At 41.9% G+C, this 21,507-nt stretch carries 13 protein-coding genes and 1 pseudogene; 6 read left to right on the top strand and 8 right to left on the bottom strand.

What is annotated here, in order from left to right; all coding sequences use genetic code 11:
• Nucleotides 1-17 precede the first annotated feature (17 nt).
• Together HWQ44_RS12955 and HWQ44_RS12950 are read left to right on the top strand one after the other, a co-directional pair.
• Nucleotides 18-641 (top strand): Uma2 family endonuclease, encoded by a 624-nt coding sequence (locus HWQ44_RS12955; protein ID WP_292719052.1) that lies wholly within the window; start codon nucleotides 18-20, stop codon nucleotides 639-641.
• Between the two features lie 417 nt (nucleotides 642-1,058).
• On the top strand, nucleotides 1,059-3,896 hold the full coding sequence (locus HWQ44_RS12950) for a COR domain-containing protein (protein WP_292719050.1): 2,838 nt from the start codon (nucleotides 1,059-1,061) through the stop codon (nucleotides 3,894-3,896).
• A 31-nt stretch (nucleotides 3,897-3,927) separates the two neighbouring features.
• On the opposite strand, the gene hetF is transcribed toward HWQ44_RS12950, so the two are convergent.
• The 7 genes from hetF to HWQ44_RS12915 form a co-directional block, all read right to left on the bottom strand.
• Nucleotides 3,928-6,471, bottom strand: coding sequence for a cell division protein HetF (hetF, locus tag HWQ44_RS12945; RefSeq protein WP_292719048.1), 2,544 nt, complete (start codon nucleotides 6,469-6,471; stop codon nucleotides 3,928-3,930).
• Nucleotides 6,472-8,633: 2,162 nt separating this feature from the next.
• On the bottom strand, nucleotides 8,634-8,789 hold the full coding sequence (locus tag HWQ44_RS12940; RefSeq protein WP_292719046.1) for a hypothetical protein: 156 nt from the start codon (nucleotides 8,787-8,789) through the stop codon (nucleotides 8,634-8,636).
• 169 nt (nucleotides 8,790-8,958) lie between these two features.
• On the bottom strand, nucleotides 8,959-9,693 hold the full coding sequence (locus tag HWQ44_RS12935; protein WP_292719044.1) for an FHA domain-containing protein: 735 nt from the start codon (nucleotides 9,691-9,693) through the stop codon (nucleotides 8,959-8,961).
• Nucleotides 9,694-11,019: 1,326 nt separating this feature from the next.
• Nucleotides 11,020-11,688 (bottom strand): heterocyst differentiation related protein, encoded by a 669-nt coding sequence (locus HWQ44_RS12930; RefSeq protein WP_292719042.1) that lies wholly within the window; start codon nucleotides 11,686-11,688, stop codon nucleotides 11,020-11,022.
• A gap of 236 nt (nucleotides 11,689-11,924) precedes the next feature.
• A complete protein-coding gene (gene trpA / locus HWQ44_RS12925; RefSeq protein ID WP_292719108.1) occupies nucleotides 11,925-12,752 on the bottom strand; it encodes a tryptophan synthase subunit alpha in 828 nt (275 codons plus the stop codon).
• 151 nt (nucleotides 12,753-12,903) lie between these two features.
• Nucleotides 12,904-13,215 (bottom strand): DUF3007 family protein, encoded by a 312-nt coding sequence (locus tag HWQ44_RS12920; RefSeq protein ID WP_292719040.1) that lies wholly within the window; start codon nucleotides 13,213-13,215, stop codon nucleotides 12,904-12,906.
• A 24-nt stretch (nucleotides 13,216-13,239) separates the two neighbouring features.
• The gene (locus tag HWQ44_RS12915; protein WP_069069200.1) at nucleotides 13,240-13,452 is read right to left on the bottom strand and encodes an NAD(P)H-quinone oxidoreductase subunit L; all 213 of its coding nucleotides are present in this window, start codon (nucleotides 13,450-13,452) and stop codon (nucleotides 13,240-13,242) included.
• A gap of 1,111 nt (nucleotides 13,453-14,563) precedes the next feature.
• On the opposite strand from HWQ44_RS12915, the gene HWQ44_RS12910 reads away from it, so the two are divergent.
• Nucleotides 14,564-15,886: a hypothetical protein gene (locus HWQ44_RS12910; protein ID WP_292719037.1), complete on the top strand. Its 1,323-nt coding sequence runs from the start codon at nucleotides 14,564-14,566 to the stop codon at nucleotides 15,884-15,886.
• A gap of 12 nt (nucleotides 15,887-15,898) precedes the next feature.
• Here the strand turns inward: HWQ44_RS12910 and HWQ44_RS12905 are convergent, their stop codons facing one another.
• The gene (locus HWQ44_RS12905) at nucleotides 15,899-16,819 is read right to left on the bottom strand and encodes a lysylphosphatidylglycerol synthase domain-containing protein (RefSeq protein WP_292719035.1); all 921 of its coding nucleotides are present in this window, start codon (nucleotides 16,817-16,819) and stop codon (nucleotides 15,899-15,901) included.
• Between the two features lie 335 nt (nucleotides 16,820-17,154).
• On the opposite strand from HWQ44_RS12905, the gene HWQ44_RS12900 reads away from it, so the two are divergent.
• From HWQ44_RS12900 to HWQ44_RS33555, 3 genes and pseudogenes are all read left to right on the top strand, one after another.
• Nucleotides 17,155-17,754 (top strand): hypothetical protein, encoded by a 600-nt coding sequence (locus HWQ44_RS12900; protein ID WP_292719033.1) that lies wholly within the window; start codon nucleotides 17,155-17,157, stop codon nucleotides 17,752-17,754.
• Nucleotides 17,755-18,253: 499 nt separating this feature from the next.
• Nucleotides 18,254-19,237, top strand: a complete 984-nt coding sequence (locus HWQ44_RS12895) for an AAA-like domain-containing protein (RefSeq protein WP_366931377.1) — start codon at nucleotides 18,254-18,256, stop codon at nucleotides 19,235-19,237.
• Nucleotides 19,230-21,453: pseudogene (locus HWQ44_RS33555) on the top strand (CHASE2 domain-containing protein); the annotation flags it as partial. The gene HWQ44_RS12895 and the pseudogene HWQ44_RS33555, both read left to right, overlap by 8 nt.
• Between the last annotated feature and the right edge of the window lie 54 nt (nucleotides 21,454-21,507).

Raw genomic sequence — 21,507 nt, 5'->3', positions numbered from 1 at the left:
AAGCAAGAGGGCAAAGTATGACTCAAACCTTACGTAAACTAGTAACATTTGATGAATTTATCGCCTGGTATCCAGAAAACTCACAACGACGCTATGAACTGCATGACGGAGTAATTGTTGAAATGGCTCCTCCCACAGGCGATCATGAACAGATTGTTGGATTTTTAGTTGGGGAAATAGTTACAGAATACAAGCGTTTAAAACTACCTTATTTCATCCCCAAAACAGCTTTTATTAAACCGACTCAGAGCGAAGCAGCTTACTCACCAGATGTACTGTTGTTGAATAACTCTAACTTAGTAAATGAACCTCTGTGGAAAAAAGAATCTACTGTAAGTCAAGCGGAATCAATTCCTTTAGTAATTGAGGTGGTAAGTACCAACTGGCGAGACGACTATTTTACCAAAGCAGGTAAATATGAAGAGGTCGGAATACCTGAATATTGGATTGTAGACTATTTAGGTTTAGGTGCTAGGCGCTTTATTGGCAATCCTAAACAACCAACTATCTCGATTTACCAATTAATTGAAGGTGAGTATCAAGTTAGGCAATTTAGGGGAAATGACGGCATTCAGTCGCCAGCGTTCCCAGAGTTGAATTTAACTGCTGAACAGATTTTTCTAGCTGGAGAAGTCGCGTAAAAAACGGCTAAATAAGTAAAAGAACCATCAAAGACTCATCGGCGAGTATTAAAGACTAGTTTACAAGCAAATCTGAGCCATTGGTAATGATAAATTCTTTTTAGATTCCGTAAAAATCATTAGCGCTCATGTAGTGCTACACAGGATAGTAGGTTGCTTTGATATCTTGCAGCATTCTCAATTAGCACCCGCATCGCCTGAAACTCGAACTTCTAGGAACCAATAGCCAAAGCTACTCAAGTGCACTAAAACCTAAGTCTGGAAAAAATTTAGCCCTCTTAAGAGGACTTTCGCCATAAGCCATAAGTTTCTAACCTGTGGCGGTTGTTGGGATTAGTACAGAAGATTAATAGTTGCGAGATTCTCCAGCGAAGTAGGGGCATTACATATAACTTTCGTTGACAGGTGAACCTCAGTATGGCAAACACGCCTCAACGTTTCCTTGAAAAAATCCGTGAAGCGAAAGAGAAACAGCTTAAACGATTAGATTTAAGCAATGATTGGAATACTGATAACAAGAAAAAATTAACAGAGATTCCTGCTGAGGTGTTTGAACTGGAATGGTTGGAGGTATTGAGTTTAAGCGGCAACCAATTAACCACTCTGCCAGAAGTGATCGCCCGCCTACAACAGCTCACCTCCCTGGATTTAAGCGGCAACCAAATAATGACCCTGCCAGAAGCCATCACCTGTCTGCAACAATTTACCTCCCTAGATTTAAGGGGCAACCAAATAACGACTCTGCCAGAAGTCATCACCCGTCTGCAACAACTCACCTTTCTGTATTTAAGCCATAACCAATTAAAGACATTGCCAGAAGCGATCGCTGGTTTGCAACAACTCACCTTCTTGGATTTAAGCCGCAACCAATTAACGACACTGCCAAAAACTATCGCTGGTTTGCAACAACTCACCTTCTTGGATTTAAGCCGCAACCAATTAACGACACTGCCAAAAACTATCGCTGGTTTGCAACAACTCACCTTCTTGGATTTAAGCCGCAACCAATTAACGACACTGCCAGAAACGATCGCTGGTCTGCAACAACTCACCTTCCTGTATTTAAGCGTCAACCAAATAAAGACTCTGCCAGAAGTCATCACCCGGCTGCAACAACTCACCACTTTGGATTTAAGCTACAACCAAATAAAGACTCTGCCAGAAGCGATCGCCCACCTACAAGAACTTACCTCCTTATATTTAAGGGACAACCAATTAACGACGCTACCAGAAGTCATAACTCGCCTGCAACAGATCACCACTTTGGATTTAAGGGACAACCCCATCGTAAAGCCACCGCCAGAAGTTGTTGTAAAAGGTATTGCGGCGATTAAGGATTATTTACGACAACTAGAAGCAGAAGATACAGATTATCTATGTGAAGCAAAGTTACTAATTGTTGGCGAAGGAGGAGCAGGGAAGACAACACTGGCGAAGAAAATTGAAGACCAAAATTATCAACTTCGAGACGAAGACTCTACGAAGGGAATTGAGGTGATTCAGTGGGATTTCCCAATGCAAAATGGGCGAGAATTTCGAGTCAATATCTGGGACTTTGGAGGACAAGAGATTTACCATGCTACCCACCAGTTTTTCCTCACCAAGCGTTCTCTCTATATCTTAGTTGCAGACACCCGCAAGGAAGATACGGATTTTTATTACTGGCTGAATGTGGTGGAACTGTTGAGCGATAACAGTCCGTTAATAATTATTAAAAATGAGAAGCAAAACCGCCACAGGGAGATTAATGAACTCCAGTTAAGGGGGCAGTTTACTAATTTAAAAGAGACTTTACTAACAAACCTTGCTGAGAACAGAGGTTTAGAACAAGTTTTAGAAAAAATCAAGCATTACATTAAAAACCTAGCCCATATTGGTAGTCCGCTCCCAAAAACCTGGGTTAGAGTCCGAGAAGCTTTGGAGAGTGACGCACGCAATTACATCGGTTTGGATGAATATCTAAACATCTGCCAGCAAAATGGGTTTAACCAAATAAATGACAAGTTGCAATTGAGCAGCTATCTGCACGATTTAGGAGTATGCTTACACTTCCGAGAAGACCCACTTTTGAACAAGACTGTCATTCTTAAACCCAAGTGGGGAACTGATGCAGTCTACAAAGTACTTGATAATGAAAAGGTAATTTGCAACCTGGGCAGTTTCACACGGTCTGATTTGGCAAACATCTGGTGTGAAGACGAATACACTACGATGCATGATGAACTTTTACGCCTGATGATCAACTTCAAACTGTGCTACGAAATTCCTGGAAGCCAAGGAAAGTATATTGCCCCACAATTGTTATCTGCTAATCAACCTTCCTATGACTGGGATGAAACCAACAACCTGATACTCCGTTATACTTACGAGTTCATGCCCAAGGGTATCATCACCCAGTTCATAGTTGCCATGCATAAGTTTATTAATGAACAACAATGTGTCTGGAAAAGCGGCGTTGTTCTGAGTAAAGATCAGACGAAGGCAGAGGTAACTGAATATTACGGCAAGCGGGAGATTAAGATTCGATTTTCAGGTCGTCACAAAAGAGATTTGATGACGATAGTTACACATGAACTCGATAAAATTCATGACTTGTACCAGCGACTCAAATACAACAAGTTCATTCCCTGTAATTGCGACACATGTACAGATAGCCAAGAGCCAAATTTTTACTCCTTTGAAGTATTGCGGCAGTTTGTAGCTGATCAGCAAGAACGCATTCAATGTCAAAAAAGCTATCAAATGGTTGATGTCTTGGACTTAATTGATGATGTCATAGATAAGGATAAAGAGGGGTTGTTTGTACAGCAGTTAGGGGTTGAAGTGAATTCTCCTCAATCTCCGCAAATACCATCTAATATATATTTCAACCTAAATCAAGTTCAAGAACAACAAAATCAAATTCGTCAAAAGGAAAATAATTCAATGTCAACATTCAATCACTCCGGCTCTGGGGATAACGTTGGTGGCGATAAAGTCATGCGTGATAAAATCGGTACTCAAATCAACAACTCACAAAACTTGGCACAAGCTGCAAAAGATATTAAAGAACTTTTAGATCAACTGTCACAGGAATATTCTAATACTGCGATTGTTGGCGTAAAAGCAGTAGAAGAAATAGAACGAAAGCCAACACTGAAAGCTCGAATTCTCAATGCTCTCAAAGAAGCAGGATCGGAAGCTCTGGAAAAAGCAGTTGATCATCCTGCCGTTAGCATTGTCATAGCAGCCGCCAAGGGCTTCATAGATGGTTAAAATGTGGTGATTTAATCAACACCAGAACATCTTACTGTTCTTCCCCTTTCTCCTGAAGGAGCGATCGCCAATCTTCAATCGCTTTCTCCGTCCACAGCCAATTTTTAGCCAATTTATCAACCTGGAAATTTACTCCATCAGACTGGAGAACCGTTTGCCGCAACTTGATCGCTTCATTTAGATACTGTGTCTGCTTACCACTAGATTGACTCAGTGCAGATTTATACAGTCCCAAAGCTAAACCAGCATAGGAAGTTAAAGCATCTTGAGGGACTGCCGTATTTGTAGATGTTGAGTCCGAGTTCTGCTCTTTGAGAGCTAAATTCAAAGCCTTGAACCAAGAATCATTGGCTCGATTCAGATTGCCCTCTGCATAATAGGCAAATCCCAAAGCGTTATTATACAAAAGCGATTCGGGTTTAGCTTTGGCAGCAGTTTCCCAGTAACGGCGGGCATCATCGATGCTATAGTTATTATCTCCAGTTTGGATAGACTGCCAAGCTAATCGTCCCTTATAAAAATTGACAGATGGATCGTCAGCTTGTTTATTGGGAATTAGTTTTAGGGCAGTTTCAGCCGCAGCCAGTGCGCCCCGATTGAGTAGTTCTTCTACAGCCAATAACCCACCTTGCAAGTCACCCTGACTCAATTTTTCCGTAGCGGTGGCGGTGACAATTCCAGTCGCAGCTGTCTCTAAATCGATATTCGGCTGCTTTTGAATCGGTCGAGAATCAGGTAAAGACTGGCTGGGAATTGCTGGTATCTGAGGCATTGCTTGGGGTCGATTTTGCCACCACCAAGTTAAACCGATCGCAGCTGCTAATGCACTGATCCCCACAACACCCACAATCGGCCACAGCTGGCGGCGACGGGTACGAGGTCTTAGTGGGGCTGGTTGCGATGCCTGCGGGGGGCTATGCCTACGCAAAGAATTAGAATTTTGCCAATCTCCTTCAAAGTTCCCAACCGCTTGAGGTGGTGGCGGTGGAACTTCTCCCCACAAATCTGTTTCCTCTTCTGGGGAAGTCATTTCTTCTGAAATCTGGCTTTCCGGAAAACTATTTTCGCGAATTTGTTGATCCGGTTCCGTTGAAGCTTTTTGGTTATCTAGCTGCCGAAATAAATCCGAAACTATCGCAGAATCTTCCTCATAACTTGGGTCATCATACTCAATTTCATCAACCAGATCGCCCCAAGTATCTTCACCCAGCCAGTCCAACCCAGAAGAGTCACGCGCCAAACCAGAAGGAATCATTTCTTCCATTCCTAAAGGCATCTCAGAATCATCAGCGATCGCAGAGTACATCGTGGAAGTTATGCCTAAGGGCGAACCATACTGGTTTAACGACTCCGCACTTTCGGATAAATCACTTTCCTGACTCAGAAAACCGTCAAATTCTGGCTGGAGATATAAAATCGGTAATGCCCAGTACATCTGGTGAGAACCATAGGCAGAAATTAATCCTTGGCGTACCCGACTGACGCACAAATCTACTGGATATCCCTGACTCAAATTGCGGTAAAACAATTGTGTGAGCGTCAACGCCACTTCATCAGGAATCCGTTCTGACATAGCCAAAACGCTTCTAATTCCGCGCTTCACCAAACTTTCTGCGAGATTTCGTTCGCCAGTATCTCCAGAGGGATCGGATGCAGCTGTGTATGCCCCCAAGCAGGAGTTAAACACTGCCATTTGGATATTATTGTTGACGAGCAAACCAGCTAAATCGTCTCCACTCAAGATTTCCGTTAAGCCAGTTCTGCGACTAGCAAGATAAATTTCTCCGCCATTGCCGCCTAAGTTACTATGACCAGAGTAGTGGAGAACGTGATATCTGCCTTGTTCTAGGGCTTGGGTCAGTTCTTCCCGTCCTGGCTGGTCTAATACGGTCAGTTCAATTTCTGGAAAACGATTGCTACCTTCTGCAAGTCGTGGTATGCGGTGAAGTTCCGCTTGCAGTTTGATAGCTTCCTGTTTTTGTAAGTCTAGGCGGACTTGATCTGAAGGGGAAGCAATTACCATCAATACTTTGATACCACAGTGTTCTAGTGGTGTGGGCATATTTCGCGTAGGCGTAGCCCCCCGCAGGGATCGCAAAGGAGAAGCCCCTAAAATTCCACTTTGGAAGCGAGAAAAAGCCACATAAGGCCCAGTAGCCAGAGGGCGATCGCCTGCGTGCATCACTTCCCAAGGCAAACGAGCTAACCTAGTGTCTTTTAGCCCCAAGCGCAAGCGTAATACTTGTTGGTGGTTCTGGGCAATACCTTGGGCTGTAATCCAACTATCTCTGAGAGTGCCTTGAAATAGAGCGTTATAAAATTGTTGACCCAACGCCACCAAATTTACAGAGTTTCTGGCGATATCGCTTTCATGCCCGCCAGAAGTAAATGGATCTCCTTGCAACACCGACTTCAAGGGGTCATTCATCAAATGCCCAGCAGCCATCAACCAATCAGCTATAGGCCAAGTCACCAATTCTTCTGCCAATGGTACCCCAGGCGCGACTTGTTCCGTCCGCACCAAGTAGTCATTTTGCCCTACTGGGGTTACGGAAATATGGAATTCCTGGGTCACAACTTCTCCTGTCCGCCTCCTAAATCTGGTTTGAAACGCGAAAGTTTCAAGTCGATTTTTCGCTTCCTCTGATAATTTAGATGCATCCCGCCCCTGAATGTTTCTGATTCGGTGCTGTTTTGGTTTTTCCTGCCTTTACAACTTTATCCGGATCGGATTACTTGGGTCTAGAACACTTAATTGGTAGATGCACCTTGATCTTCAACTCCCCTAGTTGGCTAACACCGACTGGGGGTTTTTTTATTTTGGCAAACAACAGCAACTTCTGACGCAGATATTCTCTACCAGAAAATAGTGCTTAACCCTAGAATACTTGATTAATAGATGGATGTCCCTTGATTTTTAACTCCCCTAAGTCAGTTAATATCCACTCTTGTTTTTTTTGACACACGACAACAATCAATTTTCTCACAAATTTATCCGGAGCATGGTGGTTAAACCTAGAACATTTAATTGGTAGATGCACCCTGATAACTAGCTCCCCTGGTTGGCTAACGCCCACTGGGGGTTTTTTATGAAGGAAGTAAGCACAAAACTTATCCACTGACAACCTGAAACCTATATCTGAAGCAGCTTACGCCAGTTGCTTCTTCTGTTCAAAGACGCTCTTGCTAGCTTTAAGAGTCGGAACACTTTGAGTAGTTTCTACCGGGCGCTTTCTGCGAAGAAGTACAGTTGGGCGTTACCCACTCAACAGACGGTTTCATCAAGGCACTGGCTCCCCTGAAAAAGGGGTAACCCTAAAGAGCCAATTTTTTCAGGATATTTGGGGATCTCTTGTGCGTAAGTCCTAAATCAGTAATTATCCTTGACACACCCATTTTGTAAAGCAGCACACCGATCATCTAATTGGTAGGTCTATCCTGATAACTAACCCCTCTGAGGTTTTTCTCTGATAAACAAACAGTCACAACTTCAACCTCTGCTAATTTATCCGGTAGCTACCCATTTACTTTAGAAAAGATTGTTGGTAGATGCACCCTGATAACTTACTCCCCTGGTTGGTTAACACCCACTGGGGGTTTTTTCTAGTTAGCGTCACGAGCGTTACATCTCGTCGTAGATATTGCCATCAACCCTAATTGAGTGCATTTTTTCCGGAAGATACTGGCTGCCCCTAGAAAAGATTATTGGTAGATGCACCCTGATAACTCACTCCCCTAGTAGGTTAACACCAACTGGGGTTTTTTTATTTAAAAAAATAACTGACCTTGATAACTTACTCCCCTGGTTAGCTAATGCCCTACTAGGTTTTTTTCTAGTTGCGTCACCCATAGCGAAGTGTTCGCGAATCATCAAATGTCACGAGCGTTACAGTCCGTCGTAGACATTGCCATCAACCCTGATTGAGTTCATTTTCTCCGGAAGATACTGGCTGCCCCTAGAAAAGATTATTGGTAGATGCACCCTGATAACTCGCTCCCCTAGTAGGTTAACACCAACTGGGGTTTTTTTATTTAAAAAAATAATTGACCTTTGTACAAATTTGTCCGGAATATGGTGTTCAATCTGAGAACAATTAATTGGTAGATGCACCCTGATAACTAACTCCCCTGGTTGGCTAACGCTCACTGGGGGTTTTTTTTTGGCGTAGACGCGTAGCAGCTTGTCATTAGACATCGCCCTAGCATTTCCCTGCCCACATCACTGGATTGCACCACTACTGTTGTTGCTACTGCTGGTAGACCTTGAGTATCCTCCTGTTGCCAGGATAGAGCATAACCTGCTCACTCAATCCCTGAATCGCTTTTTTTTTATTGTCAGCTAGGGATGCCACTGCAAAATGATTGCTATGATATTTAATCACATTCTTAATTTTTTTTCTATATTTTCACCTTTAACTCTTTGTCTACCAGCAATCCTGCTGTCAGACAAGAAGAAAGGAAGCAGGGAGGAACGGGGAGAACCCCATAAATAAGTAGATGGACAAAAATATTTATAGTCATTAGCGAGCGAACCAATCCCAGCCCTTGTGATTGCTGTCCTTTGGGAAAGCTTGGACTACATTTTGCAACTCTTAGAGGGTGTTTGAAAAGTTTTTTTGGTAATATCTAAGCCTCGAAAACCTAACCCCCCAGCCCCCCTTCCCTACAAGGGAATGGGGGTTTCAAAGCCTATCGATCTTTCGGGGAGAGGAATGGAAGCGGGGTTTTGAGTATACTTTACAACTTTTCAAACAACCTCTTAGAGACGCTACCGCGATCGCTCCCGCAATGACGTTGTGTAATTAATTCTGTCCGACTACTTAAATAATCTTGTTGGCAAATGAATGGCGTTACACCAATGGTAGGGGAAGCAGGGGGAGAAAATTTAAGCAAATCTTTCCTTCAAATCCCCAAGTTTAGTGGTGAAGGGTCAGATATGAAGTTAATTGAGCAACAACATCTACTAGCTTTCACATTCATCTGATATGCATGAATATTGTTGTGTGCCCATAAGTTGTGGATATTTCACGCAATTGAAAACTGCTAGAACTTGCAATTTTTTTTATCTGGGATTAGACGGTATTTGTCTGCTGAAAAAACGGTCTAAAATTTCTGATTTCTGTTCTAAACTGAAGTTTTGATCACAATTTTCATGCTTCTCAACTAGTCTGGAATTTCTGAAAGTCTCTAAATTAGAATCTGGTTTTTCAGTTAGAGGTTTTTGTCTATTCTGGGAATAAGTAAGCATTTCTACTGGATGGTCATTCTTTCGATGCACAAGCTGCATCAATAAATCCATCGCTACAGTTGGCAAAACGCGACAGGTATAATTCACAAAAAAATCAAAAGTCATATTCCCTAGACGGATGCTATCGCCATCTTTGAGCTTGATCGGCCCAACAGCGCGATCGCCATTCACAAAGGAGCCATTGGTACTGTTGAAATCAATTAAGTAAAAACCTTGATCGTCAATATGTTGAATAGCAGCGTGACGACGAGACATATAACTATCAGCAATGCAAATACCACTGGTACGATTCCGACCTATCGTCCAGATCCGCTGTGGCTGTCGTAAACTTTGAGTCTGATTGTCGCACAAGTTAGTCATTAAATAAACAGCAGCAGTATCCACTACACCATGTACGTAACATGCCTTCACTCTCGTCAACGACGGTTGAGATAGGTTTTCTAGCTGAAGAATTTCATCTAGAAGGCTGCTGTGATGCTCATACAACTTGAGGAATACCTGATATAAAGTCAATCGCCGTTCTATTTCCGTTTGTGCAAAGTCAGCCATTATACGTAAACCTTGTACTACCTGATTTCGGTTGTGAATATTCTACTTCAGCCTAAAGTCAGGGATAATTGATTTTTTTCTTTCCGCTGCCATCTGAAAATTTGAGTGGCTTAAGAACGTCATATTCTACAACTTTTGGCTGTGAGATTCCTTGTTATTTCTAGCCATAAAAAGCACGGAAATATTTATAAAAAATTATTACGATGCTTTATTGTTTATTGTAAATAATCATTTGTTATTTGTAACAGATAGAAATCATAAAGATTTCATTAAGAATTACTAAAATTGGCTTATTTTTGCTACATAACTGGATCTTTCTTAACATTTGCAAGAGCAATGGCTATCGATTAACCCAAACATCATATCTATTTGGTCAATTCTAGATAAATCCGAGTTTTTCTTCCGAATAATCAGGGTTAATTTTTCCAACTAGGGATAAGATAAAAGCCTTGCTATCCTTTGAAAGCAAGCGTTTTAAAATTGTTAATAAAAATGTAACTAATAGTTAATTTAAAAAGTAGGGAGACTATTTTCCTAATCGAAATAATCGGTTTCAATAAAAAGGATTCATCCGTAAAGACAGTCTCAAATCCAATATTAAATCCGGTTAATTACTTAACGAGTACTTCTAATGTTGAACTATCAGCAATTCAGATGCGTGTAAATCTTTGATTCATTGCTTGTCAACTTGGCGCAATTGCTATCAATCTCTGTTGTTGGTAGATTATTTCTATTACTTGCTCAAAAATTTTTGTAAATAATACGAGAAAGCAGTGTTTGAAACTTTTTGAATATTGCTTATGTGCTGACTTGAATGCGTCCTATTCACAGTAATCCTTCTGAAGATAATATCCACCCTACTTCTCTAATTCCTGAAATTTGACGATATACCAGGCTTAACACTACGGCTAGCGAAAAAAATATTTCTATCTTTTTTCATAAATAAATTTAGGGGTTTTAAACTCTCTTTGCAGAGGGAATAATTTTTTTCTAAAACCTCCTCCCTCCTGCCCTCTGGCTTTCTTCGATAATGAAAATAGTTCTTTCTTTATTTGCTCAATTAGTGAGCTAGCGCATTACAGGGTTTATCCCCGTTGTAGCGAAGCGGTAGCGTCATCTGAAGGGCAGGGAAAGCAGATGTTTTTGATGTTCTCAGATTACATTTTATGCTTTATTTTTGTTTAAGTTGATACAATTGTCTTCACACAATTGAAAACTGCTATATACAAACCCTGTAAAAAGCTTTGTTTATGATTTTAAACTACGGATGCACACAGATTAATTATCTGTGTGCATCCGTGTTTATTTGTAATTTTATTTTCCCGCTCAGTGCATTTCGTCGTACTCTGGTGCTTCAACTCGTCTTGCTTCCATTCGAGAAGCAGGCAGAAACTCAGCGCGACGGACTGGAACCAAGGGCGGCGTATTTCCTTGGTAGGGATGAATCACTTGTACAGTACGGGCTGGACGCTGCCGTGGTGAGAACAAAGCCAATACTCCAGCGACGACAACACCACCACCAATAGTGAGAGTTGCGCCTCCCACAGCCCAAAGCATGGGTGAAGACCACCAAGAACTTTGCGGCTGGAGTGCTGCTGTTTTTTGTTGGTTATTCTGTTGGGCTAATTGCCACTGCTGCTGAGTATTGAAATTTTGGACTTGGCCTTGGAGTTGTTGATTTTGCAACTTTAGCTGTTCATTATCGTTTTTTAAACGCTCCAGCTGCATCTGCGTGTTTAGTTTCTCCATCTCCAAGCGCTGGTCAGTATTAGGAGCAGTGGATGGCTGAACCTGACCAGGATACGCCGATGGCGGCGCATAAGGGTTGTAAGGAGAATACATTTGTGGCTGCATTCCCGGTGCTACTACAGTACCCGGCATTTGCGGAGCAACAGCAAAGTTAGGTTGTAGCGGGGTATTTGTTCCTTTGAGCAATACGAGAGCCGCCAGCCCAGCTACAGCGACCCCGCCGATAAACGCCATACTCTCACTCATCGCCTTTGCTCCTCAATTGCGACGTAACTATAATCATTTGTGACTGACTCACTCTCACACTCATAAATTATGCCTACTTAATTTCACATAATACTCAAACTATAAGCGACTGTATCAGCTAGTTTTTTTACACCATGATATCTGATGTTAATATTCAAGACCATAATGGTCAAATTGTCTAGCAAGCAAGGATAGAAAAACTACACTGTTATACTTTTTTAATCTACTTTCCCCGTCTAATCAAGAGGAGTATTTGTGCTGGTGTTAGTGGTTTTGAGGGCAGCCTTGAGACTTTGGCAAAATTCGGCGATCGCATTTAGTCCCTGCTCTGGTGTACCTTGGGCTAACCGTTTTACAAAAGCGCTACCTACGATCGCACCATCTGCACCCCATTCCATTACCTGACGGGCTTGTTCAGCTTCAGATATTCCAAAGCCGACTGCAATGGGTTTATCAGTAACACTACGAATTTGTTTGAGTAAATCGGACACGCGGTTTTCCAGTTGCGATCGCACCCCTGTAACCCCAGTCACACTGACTAAATAAATAAATCCTTGGGAAGAACGAGCGATCGCTTCTATCCGTTCAGCAGAACTGGTGGGAGCAATTAATAAGATTACGTCAATTCCCATATCACTAGCTGATTGGAGCAAATCTGCTGCTTCCTCTAAGGGTAAATCAGGTATTACCAATCCTGCGACCCCAGCCGCAGCAATTAAAGAGAGGAATTTGTCAATTCCCCGATGCAAAATTGGGTTGTAGTAGGTAAATAGGACAATGGGCGATCGCAATTTAGGAGTAATCCCTTCCAACATTTCTAGCACCTGCTCTAACTTCGTACCCCTTTGTAAGGCGCGGGTAGCAGCAGCTTGAATTACTGGCCCATCAGCCAGAGGATCGGAGTAGGGTATACCCAGTTCAATAATGTCGGCTCCACTACGATCTAGAACCTGTAAGGCTTTTGCTGTTGTTTCTAAATCTGGATCGCCAGCAGTGATAAACGGAATTAGAGCGCACTCACGATTGTGCCCAAGGGTTTCAAAGCAATCAGAAATCGCAGTCATTTTGTCAAGTGTCAAGTGTCAATAGTCAGTGGTCATTGGTCAATGCTCATTAGTCATTGGTCATTAGTTATTGGTCATTAGCTTTAGGCAAGTTACAAATGACAAAAGACAAATGACAAAGGACAAATTAGACAACTGACCAATGATAACTTTACACCTGAGATTGCTCTTCTTGTTCTATTTCGGCTTGAATTCGTGCTAGTTCTTCGGGAGTAAGCTCGTCTAGCCGCTTTTGCAGAAAGTCTTGCTCATACTGTTCCCGCTGTTGGTGGTAGGTCATTTTTTGTCCCACCGCCCGGAAAAAATAGGTGGCTAACCAGCCAACTAACCCACTGACTAATAAGACTTGGCTCCATATACCAGCTTTCTGATTATCGAAACCGACTAGCTGCAATCCTAGATAAGCCAAGCCGCCGGCAATAAAAACACCCAAGCCAATTCCAATCGCGTCAATCCGTCGCATGAGAGTTATGACCTACCAATCTCGTTAAACTTGAATTTGTCGCCGTTGGGGTCGAAAATTTACAAACGGCGATAGAACCAACAGACCCGGAAAGAAGAAAAACACCAAAAAGTACATCAAGACACGCTCAATGGAGCTAGCTACATACCAACGCTGTTTCAGGTACAGCAATACAGCAATGGGGATTACCAGAAGGTAAGCTCCAGCCAAAATCAGATATAGCAGGGCGACAATCATAACTTTCAAGTCTTAAGCATCTGTTTTCCATCATAGGCTGAAGAGACAGACAAGAGAGAAGTATAGTCATAATGCTTTCAACATAACTGCGCCAGAATTCTTCAGAATCCTGCTGCGCTTTAGCGGGGTGGGGTACTTCTACTTACTTATACTATGGGAAATTCAACGGACATCATAACAAAAGCTAATATCATGCTATTATGGTAAATCTACTAGCAAACAAATGCTCTAGTCAGACAAGATCGAAAACTCATCCAGATTGATTACGAAAAAACAAAGAAGACTTCCAACTCTTTTAAGCGATCGCCCAATCTGGAAAAAATATTTTCAATCTAGTTGGACAAAAGACACAATTGATGGTGGAATAGATGAGGAGGTATTTGCTGCCTCTACAAAATAACTAGTTGTACTAGTTGCCAAACACCTGCGGGGGTGTGGCGGAATGGTAGACGCTACGGACTTAAATAATTGAGCCTTGAAGGAGAAATCCCTCAAGTGGAAGCTCTCAAACTCAGGGAAACCTAAATCTGGTGACAGACATGGCAATCCTGAGCCAAGCCGAAGAAAGTCCTGAGTCATGAGTGCTGAGTGCTGAGTAAATTTAAAACTCTTAACTCCTAACTCCTAACTCATAACTGTTCGGAAGGTGCAGAGACCCGACGGGAGCTACCCTAACGTTAAGTCGAGGGTAAAGGGAGAGTCCAATTCTCAAAATCTGATCTGGCTATTGTCATCAGGTAGCAATGAAAATTGCAGGAGAATGAAAATCCGTTGACCGTAAAAGGTCGTGTGGGTTCAAGTCCCTCCACCCCCACTAAAAATTTAAAATACCCAAAGGCTTCGATAGAAGGTATGGGCGGGTTGTATCTAATCATAGATTAACTCGCCCATATGTTTATGTATGGTCTTTGATGGTTACAAGTAAGTAATTTCACCGAACCATTTGATGAAGTATTAAACAATTTGTCTTGAATACTTTATTTATAGTCTTAGTTAATCAAATTTGTGTAAAAAGATGACTGAATCTCTGAAGAATAGATTGATGCTACTGTTCACCAAGGTTAAGCTGGTAACAATATGAACAGGAAGCCTTTTTGTCCTGATAACTGAAATGACCGCTAATAGTTTATCAATTAATCAGGAAGATCCCCATTGTGTTACGTCTAACTCTAAACAGCTAAATGTGCAAATTGCCCAAGAGGAGGTTTATAGCTTCTTTGTGGAAATTGTCAAAAAATTGCCACCAGAGGATGTTTTACAGGAATTCAAAGGTTTATTTATAGACGGTCTTGATTTAGAGGATTCCGATTATATACCAGGAATATACAGCATTTTCTTAGAGGATCAAGAACAGGAGTTATATAATACACTTAAGCGGTGTTGCTACATCATAGTTAATAATTGGAAAACCAACCGAAAAGACAAATATATCCAAGAATTAGTTAATTTATTTATTAATGAAAATCTGAAAATCAAGACCAATAATCATCCAGTAGTAAAGATTTGTAAAAGCTGGCTAGAGAATTTTGTCAATAGCAAAGATTACAAGGATCTGAAATTATTTGCTACTAAATATGAGGAATCATCTAAAGGTCATTGGGCTAATCGCTACACTTCCTATTTATTAATTGATCAATCTGTTAATCAGAAGAATCCCAGAGAGCAACAAGAGGCTGCTAGAAAGCTTTCTAAACAGATAAAAGACAAATTTAAGTTTGAACTAGCAATGTATATTGCTCGTTCTCAATCTGCCGTATCAAGCACAGCCCGCTACAGAAATCCCAGTATTTTGGGAGATCAAGCTCTGCGTTTAATAAAAGCAATTGTCTTAAAAAGAGGTGTATTTAGTCATGAGAATATTGCCCATATATTTATCAAGCAAACTGAAAATCAAACTCTGAAAGAATTTAAAATAAATCTAGAAAAATATCTATTTTTTTCTGTAGAAAATCAAGAATCGGTCGAGATTTTGCAGCAGCAGTTTACAGAGATTTTATCTTTATGGAAGAAAGATTATAATCAAGAAACTATCACTAAAGAATTGTTCCTAAGAACCTGTAATCGAGTGATTGATTGCTTAACAATAGAAAATGGAGAAGAACCTTCGTCATTATTTATATTATTAATTAACCAAGGTCATTCTCTAACATTGGTGATTATCCTTTTAAAGATTATTTTGATTTGTAAAAATTCCCGCAGACATTTAGAAACTCGGATTGCTCATCTGATTCGTTTTTACGAAAAATATTCGGAAGAGGAATGCAAGGGGGTAATAAATTTTATGGAGATTTTTAATATCACCTTTGCAATTTATGCAGAGAATGTAGAATATAACTTGATTAAGATGGAAGAAGAGGAGCAAAGCAGTAATCCGCAGTTAAATCTGGATGGTTATCGTGTGTTTTCCCAGATGAAGGTAGATAGACAAAAATGAATTTTGTCTGATTCATGATTTCGCAAGGCGTTCATCTAACCAAGCGAGGGAAGCACCCGCAGTTTCAGCTAGAATGCTTATGAGGCGATATAGAGCGATCGCACTGAATACTAAGGCAGATGGAAAGTGGTGTCGTAAAAGTTCATACGCAGTCGCTTCAAACACACCTAACCCACCAGGCGCACCCGGAATAACTAGCCCCAACAACCAAGCGCAACTAAAAGCCCCTAACAATAAAGGAATTTGATTCGCATTCAACGAACCCAGAGCGAACATAGTTAATATAAACCCAGTAGCGCGTAGTCCCATAAAGCCCACTTCTCCTAACAAAGGGCGTAGAGGATAGCTTTTAAGACTGAAGGGAACAGTTGGTTCAGTGGTGACAGCAGACTTTTTTGCTTTCAATTTGTATAAAAAGCGAATAACTGGGTTTAAAAACCAGGGATGAATCGCACCAAGGACTACAGCTAAACTCAGAAATTGTAGTATTTGTATAACAAGGGTAGTATTAACTGCCGCAAATTGGCTACTGCATAAGACAATGATGATTAAAGCAGCAGCTAGCATGAGTAGCGGTTCTAGTAAAACGCTTAAGGTAGCTGCACCAGTAGGAATATTGGCATTTTTGGCGGCGACAATTCGCCCGTAGTAATGCCAGATATTACCTGGTAAATACTTAGCGATGTTCGTTTTTAGGTAAACTTGGATGAACTGGGGAGATGATACAGGTTGATTTAACTCTTGGAGAATCCAAGTCCAGATCCAGCCTGCCCAAGTATGAGCTAGTAAAGTTACCCCTGTAGCGATCGCCATAATTGCCCATCCTACCCCATCAATGCGGATAGCTGTCACCTCAATCCAATTATCCTTCAGAGCTTTTCCTAAAAAAAACAGCGTCCCCCCCAAAATTATCCAGCGTAAAAATTGCTTCATGAATTTAGTCATTTAACGGTAGAGCAACAAAGGCTAAATATCTCAAATATTATGGGACATTAGCTGTATATCCAAAGCTTTGGAAGTCTCAAACAGGTTGATGTAGCTCTTTTGACGACAACCATATTATTTTAGTTTATATCTCCCTAGGGTTAGATAAAAATATTCCTTTTGCGCTAATTAAAATGTGACTTGCGCTAGAGGTAAAACTTATTTAATTATTCATACTATTAATTAAAGTTATTATTCTTTCTGAATGCTTGGGATACAAAATTAATTCCAAATGCTATCTTGGTTGAAGTTTAACTAGTCACAAAAATGCAAGGAGTGAAACTATGAAAAAAGCAATGACTTGGCTGAAAAACATTCGTCCCTTGAAAGTTTTAACTGTTTTTTTAGCAGGAATATTCTTATTTCTGACACAAGCTTGTGGTGCTCCAGGAATAGCAACACAGCCACCACAGCCTGGTTCTCAAGCACCTAATATCGAGCGAACTGATTCCACAAAAGATTATCCTCTGAATTCTCCTGCCGGTGGGATGAATAACTTTAGTGATGTAGATCCTAGAGCGATAGATGAAAAGGCAGCTAATGACAGAGCTAAGGCGTTAGTGAAAAATGCTCAAAAGAATATTGATCAGAAAGGAGCTGACAGCCCAGGGCAATATGGCCGAAATTTCCAACAAGGTACACCCCTTGGCGAAAGAGTAAAAAACCTGGGTGAAGATATCGGCAGCTCCGCTGATGAATTACGCGAAGGTCTTGTAAAGGGGACTCAGCGAGGAATTGAAAATATCAAGGGTAATACCCAGAATGCTACCGAAGACGTGACAAAAAATGTGAAGCGTGGGGCTGACGATGCTACTAAAAATGTTAAGCGCACAGCTGAAGATGCAGGCGATGCAGTGAAGGGAGCAGTCAGAAACGTTGATTGAAATTAGCCTTTCAATCTGTTGTAAAAATATCAAAGCGCCCACAGACTTATAGTCTGGTGCTACTAAAGCAAAGCCTGTCTACGCAGGCTTTGTTTGGTTTTTACGTGGGTTTAATTCCCTTGAACTCTATTAATAGATATCTCTATAAATTAAATATGTTTTATTCAGAACCCTTGTAGAGACGTAGCAGTGCTACGTCTCTACATTCTTTTTTACCAGATTTCTAAGGAGTCTTTTAGCTCCGTTGACGAGTGTTTGAACTCCGTTAACGAGTCTTTTATCTCCGTTAATGAGTGTTTGAACTCCGTTAACGAGTCTTTTATCTCCGTGAGCAATTTTTTTCTGCTGTCGGTAATTGCCTGCAACTGCGCTGTAGTAGAGTGTAACTAATTGATAGCGCTGTGAATAAAATCCTGATCTTCAGATAAGTCAGCCGTCACCCCTACCCCGTCCCTTTCCTTCAGCACAGCCCGTCTCGCTGGAAATGCCGGAAGGAACAATGGAATCGCAATCTGCTTTTTACATGGAACGCTCATCTGATGCACTTACCTTGCAGACTATTGAGCGGCAGGGTGTGACAATTACAATTAAAGGCCCCCGGCAAATGGGCAAAAGTTCGTTGTTAATCCGCACGATTCATACTGCTGTGAATGCAGGGAAGCGGGTTGCTTTGCTAGATTTCCAATTGTTTGATAAAGCCGCCTTAACTAATGCTGACCTTTTCTTTCGCCAGTTCTGTACTTGGTTAACCGATGAACTGGAAATGACGGACAAAGTTGATGAGTATTGGAATACACCCTTGGGCAATAGTCAGCGTTGCACCCGCTATGTCGGTCGCTATTTGCTGAAAGAGTTTGGCAACCCTATTGTTTTAGCGATGGATGAAGTGGAAAGGGTCTTTGATACAGATTTTCGTTCTGATTTCTTTGGAATGCTGCGAAGCTGGCACAACAGCCGCGCTACTACTCCCATCTGGAAGCAACTGGATTTAGCGCTGGTTACTTCCACTGAACCCTACCAGCTAATTGATAATCTCAACCAATCCCCCTTTAATGTTGGGCTAGTAATTGATTTGGAAGATTTTACAGCAGCACAGGTTGCTGATTTAAACCGCCGTCATGGTTCACCTTTCAACGCTAGTGAAGAAAAGCAATTAATAGCGTTGCTGGGTGGACATCCTTATTTAGTACGCCTTGCACTTTACTCAGTTGCTAGCGATCGCCTCTATCCTACCGAACTATTTGCCAATGCGATCGCAGATAATGGCCCCTTTGGCAATCATTTGCGTAACCACCTCTTCCGGCTACATAACAAACAGGAGTTAGTTCACGGTATGTTCCAAGTAATTCGCCAGAACACCTGTGAAGATGAGCGCATCTTTTTCCGCTTGCGGGGTGCAGGTTTAGTGCGCCGCGAAGGGCGTGTAGTGTTTCCCCGTTGTCAACTTTACACCGATTATTTCTGGGAGCATCTGCGTGGCTAATCCAAGCATTTACACTGTAGGCGGGACTGTGCAAGCTGGCGGTGGCATTTACATTCCCCGCCAAGCCGATGAGGAACTTTTAGCACTGTGCCGTGCCCGAACTTTCGCTTATATTCTTGCACCACGGCAGGTAGGCAAGTCCAGCTTGATGGTGCGGACTGCCGAACAACTAGCTGATGAAGGTATCCAGTCGATGATTATTGATCTGACTCAGCTGGGGGTACAGGTTACTGCTGAAGAATGGTATCTAGGTTTGCTCACAATCATTGCCGATCAACTTATGCTGGATACCGATGTGGTTGTGTGGTGGCAGTCTCTTAAGCATTTGGGTATTACTCAACGGTTAACCAGGTTTTTTGAGGAAATTTTGCTGGTTGAAATTGCCATACCTTTGGTGATTTTCGTTGATGAAATCGACACAACTCTCAGCCTGGACTTCACCGATGACTTTTTTGCGGCTATTCGATATCTCTACAATGGGCGTGCCCGTATACCTAAATTTCAGCGTCTCTCTTTTGTCCTTATCGGCGTAGCAACACCAGGCGATTTAATCCGCGACTCTAAGCGGACGCCCTTTAATATTGGACAGCGCGTAGAGTTAACCGACTTTAACTTACAGGAAGCACTAACTCTTGCTGATGGACTGGGTTTACCACTAGAACAGTCACAGCAGATGCTCAAGTGGGTACTGAACTGGACAGGGGGACATCCCAACGCAGCGTCTCTGCCGGGCCATAACAGAGCAAGACAACAACAATTGGTCTCAAGCCGAAGTTGACCGCGTTGTAAATAGTACGTTCTTTGGTGCAATGAGTAAACAAGACAATAACTTACAGTTTGTGCGGGATATGCTTACCAAACGGGCACCTGACCTGTTCGCTGTCTTGACTACTTATAGCGAGATCCGCCGTGGAAAACGCATTGTCTTGGATGAGGAGCAGTCGTTGGTCAAGTCCCACCTCAAACTCTCAGGTATTATCGTCCGCCGTGAACACGCTAGCTTGTGTGTACGCAATTTGATCTACAGGAAAGTATTTGATGACAGGTGGCTTAAAGAACATCTGCCAGTTAAGTTGAAAATGTTGACAGTGGTTATTACAAGTATAGCTGTAACTTTTTTGACTCTAAGTATACGTGAACTCCAATGGTTACAGCCTTGGGAGTTAAGAGTTTATGACCAGATGTTGCGATCGCGTCCATCAGAAGCACCCGATCGGCGGATTTTGCTAGTAAAAATTACTGATGAGGATCTCAAACGAGAGAAATGGCTTCTATCAGATCGGACAATCAATCAGCTATTAAAGAAAATAGAGTCTTATCAACCGCGAATTGTTGGTTTATATCTTTTCCGACCAGAAGACAATAATTTGGCGGCTAATCTCCAAAATCAAGATAACCTTGTCACTACCTGTTTGTTCAGCAGCTTAGGTAGAGATGAAATTCCCCCGCCGCCGAATGTCCCTATAGATAATGTTGGGTTTAGCGATGTGGTTGCTGACAACGAAAACGACCAAATTCTCCGCCGCAGTTTGTTATTTGCTAACTCTACAGACAAGAAATGTACAACATCATTTGCATTTGGTGCCCAAATAGCAATTAATTATCTGGCAAAACAAGGCATTGAATACGATTTCACTAAAAAAGGAGATTTTCTATTAGGTAAAACCCTGTTTCCACGTTTACAACCTAATTCTGGTGGCTACCGATATTTGGATGCAGATGGCTATCAAATATTATTAAATTACCGTCACCTCAACAGCCTCGCCGACCAAGTAACCCTCACAGATGTTCTGAATGGTCGAGTCAATCCCAGTTTATTCAAAGACCGTCTTGTGATTATTGGCACCACAGCAGCTAATCTCCCTCCAGGTGGCTTTTATACGCCCTACAGCGCTTTGCAAGATCAACCAGCCAGAATGCCTGCTCTGTTTATTCATGCACAGATAGCAAGTCAACTCATCAGTACAGTGTTGGATGGGCGACCCTTGTTTTGGTATTGGCCCGACTGGGCGGAATTTACTTGGGTATGGGGCTGGTCGCTATTAGGTGGTATTTTAGCATGGAGGTGGCAAAATCCGCTGCTTTTGCTAGTGGTGGTAGGGATAACTCTATTTGGCTTAGTAGTAATCTGCGTTGCTTTATTTTTGCAAGCTGGATGGGTGCCATTAGTTCCGTCAGCGTTGGCATTGGTGGTTACAAGTGGGAGTGTAGTATCCAGGGTTAGCGCGTCTCAAACCCTATTGACAGGGGGATTATGGCAGAGGTACTGA

It is taken from the genome of Nostoc sp. JL34 (assembly GCF_017114945.1).
In the GTDB taxonomy this organism is placed as follows: Bacteria; Cyanobacteriota; Cyanobacteriia; order Cyanobacteriales; family Nostocaceae; genus Nostoc.
Note: the sequence above shows the minus strand (reverse complement) of the source record. Positions and strands in the feature narration are given on the sequence as shown.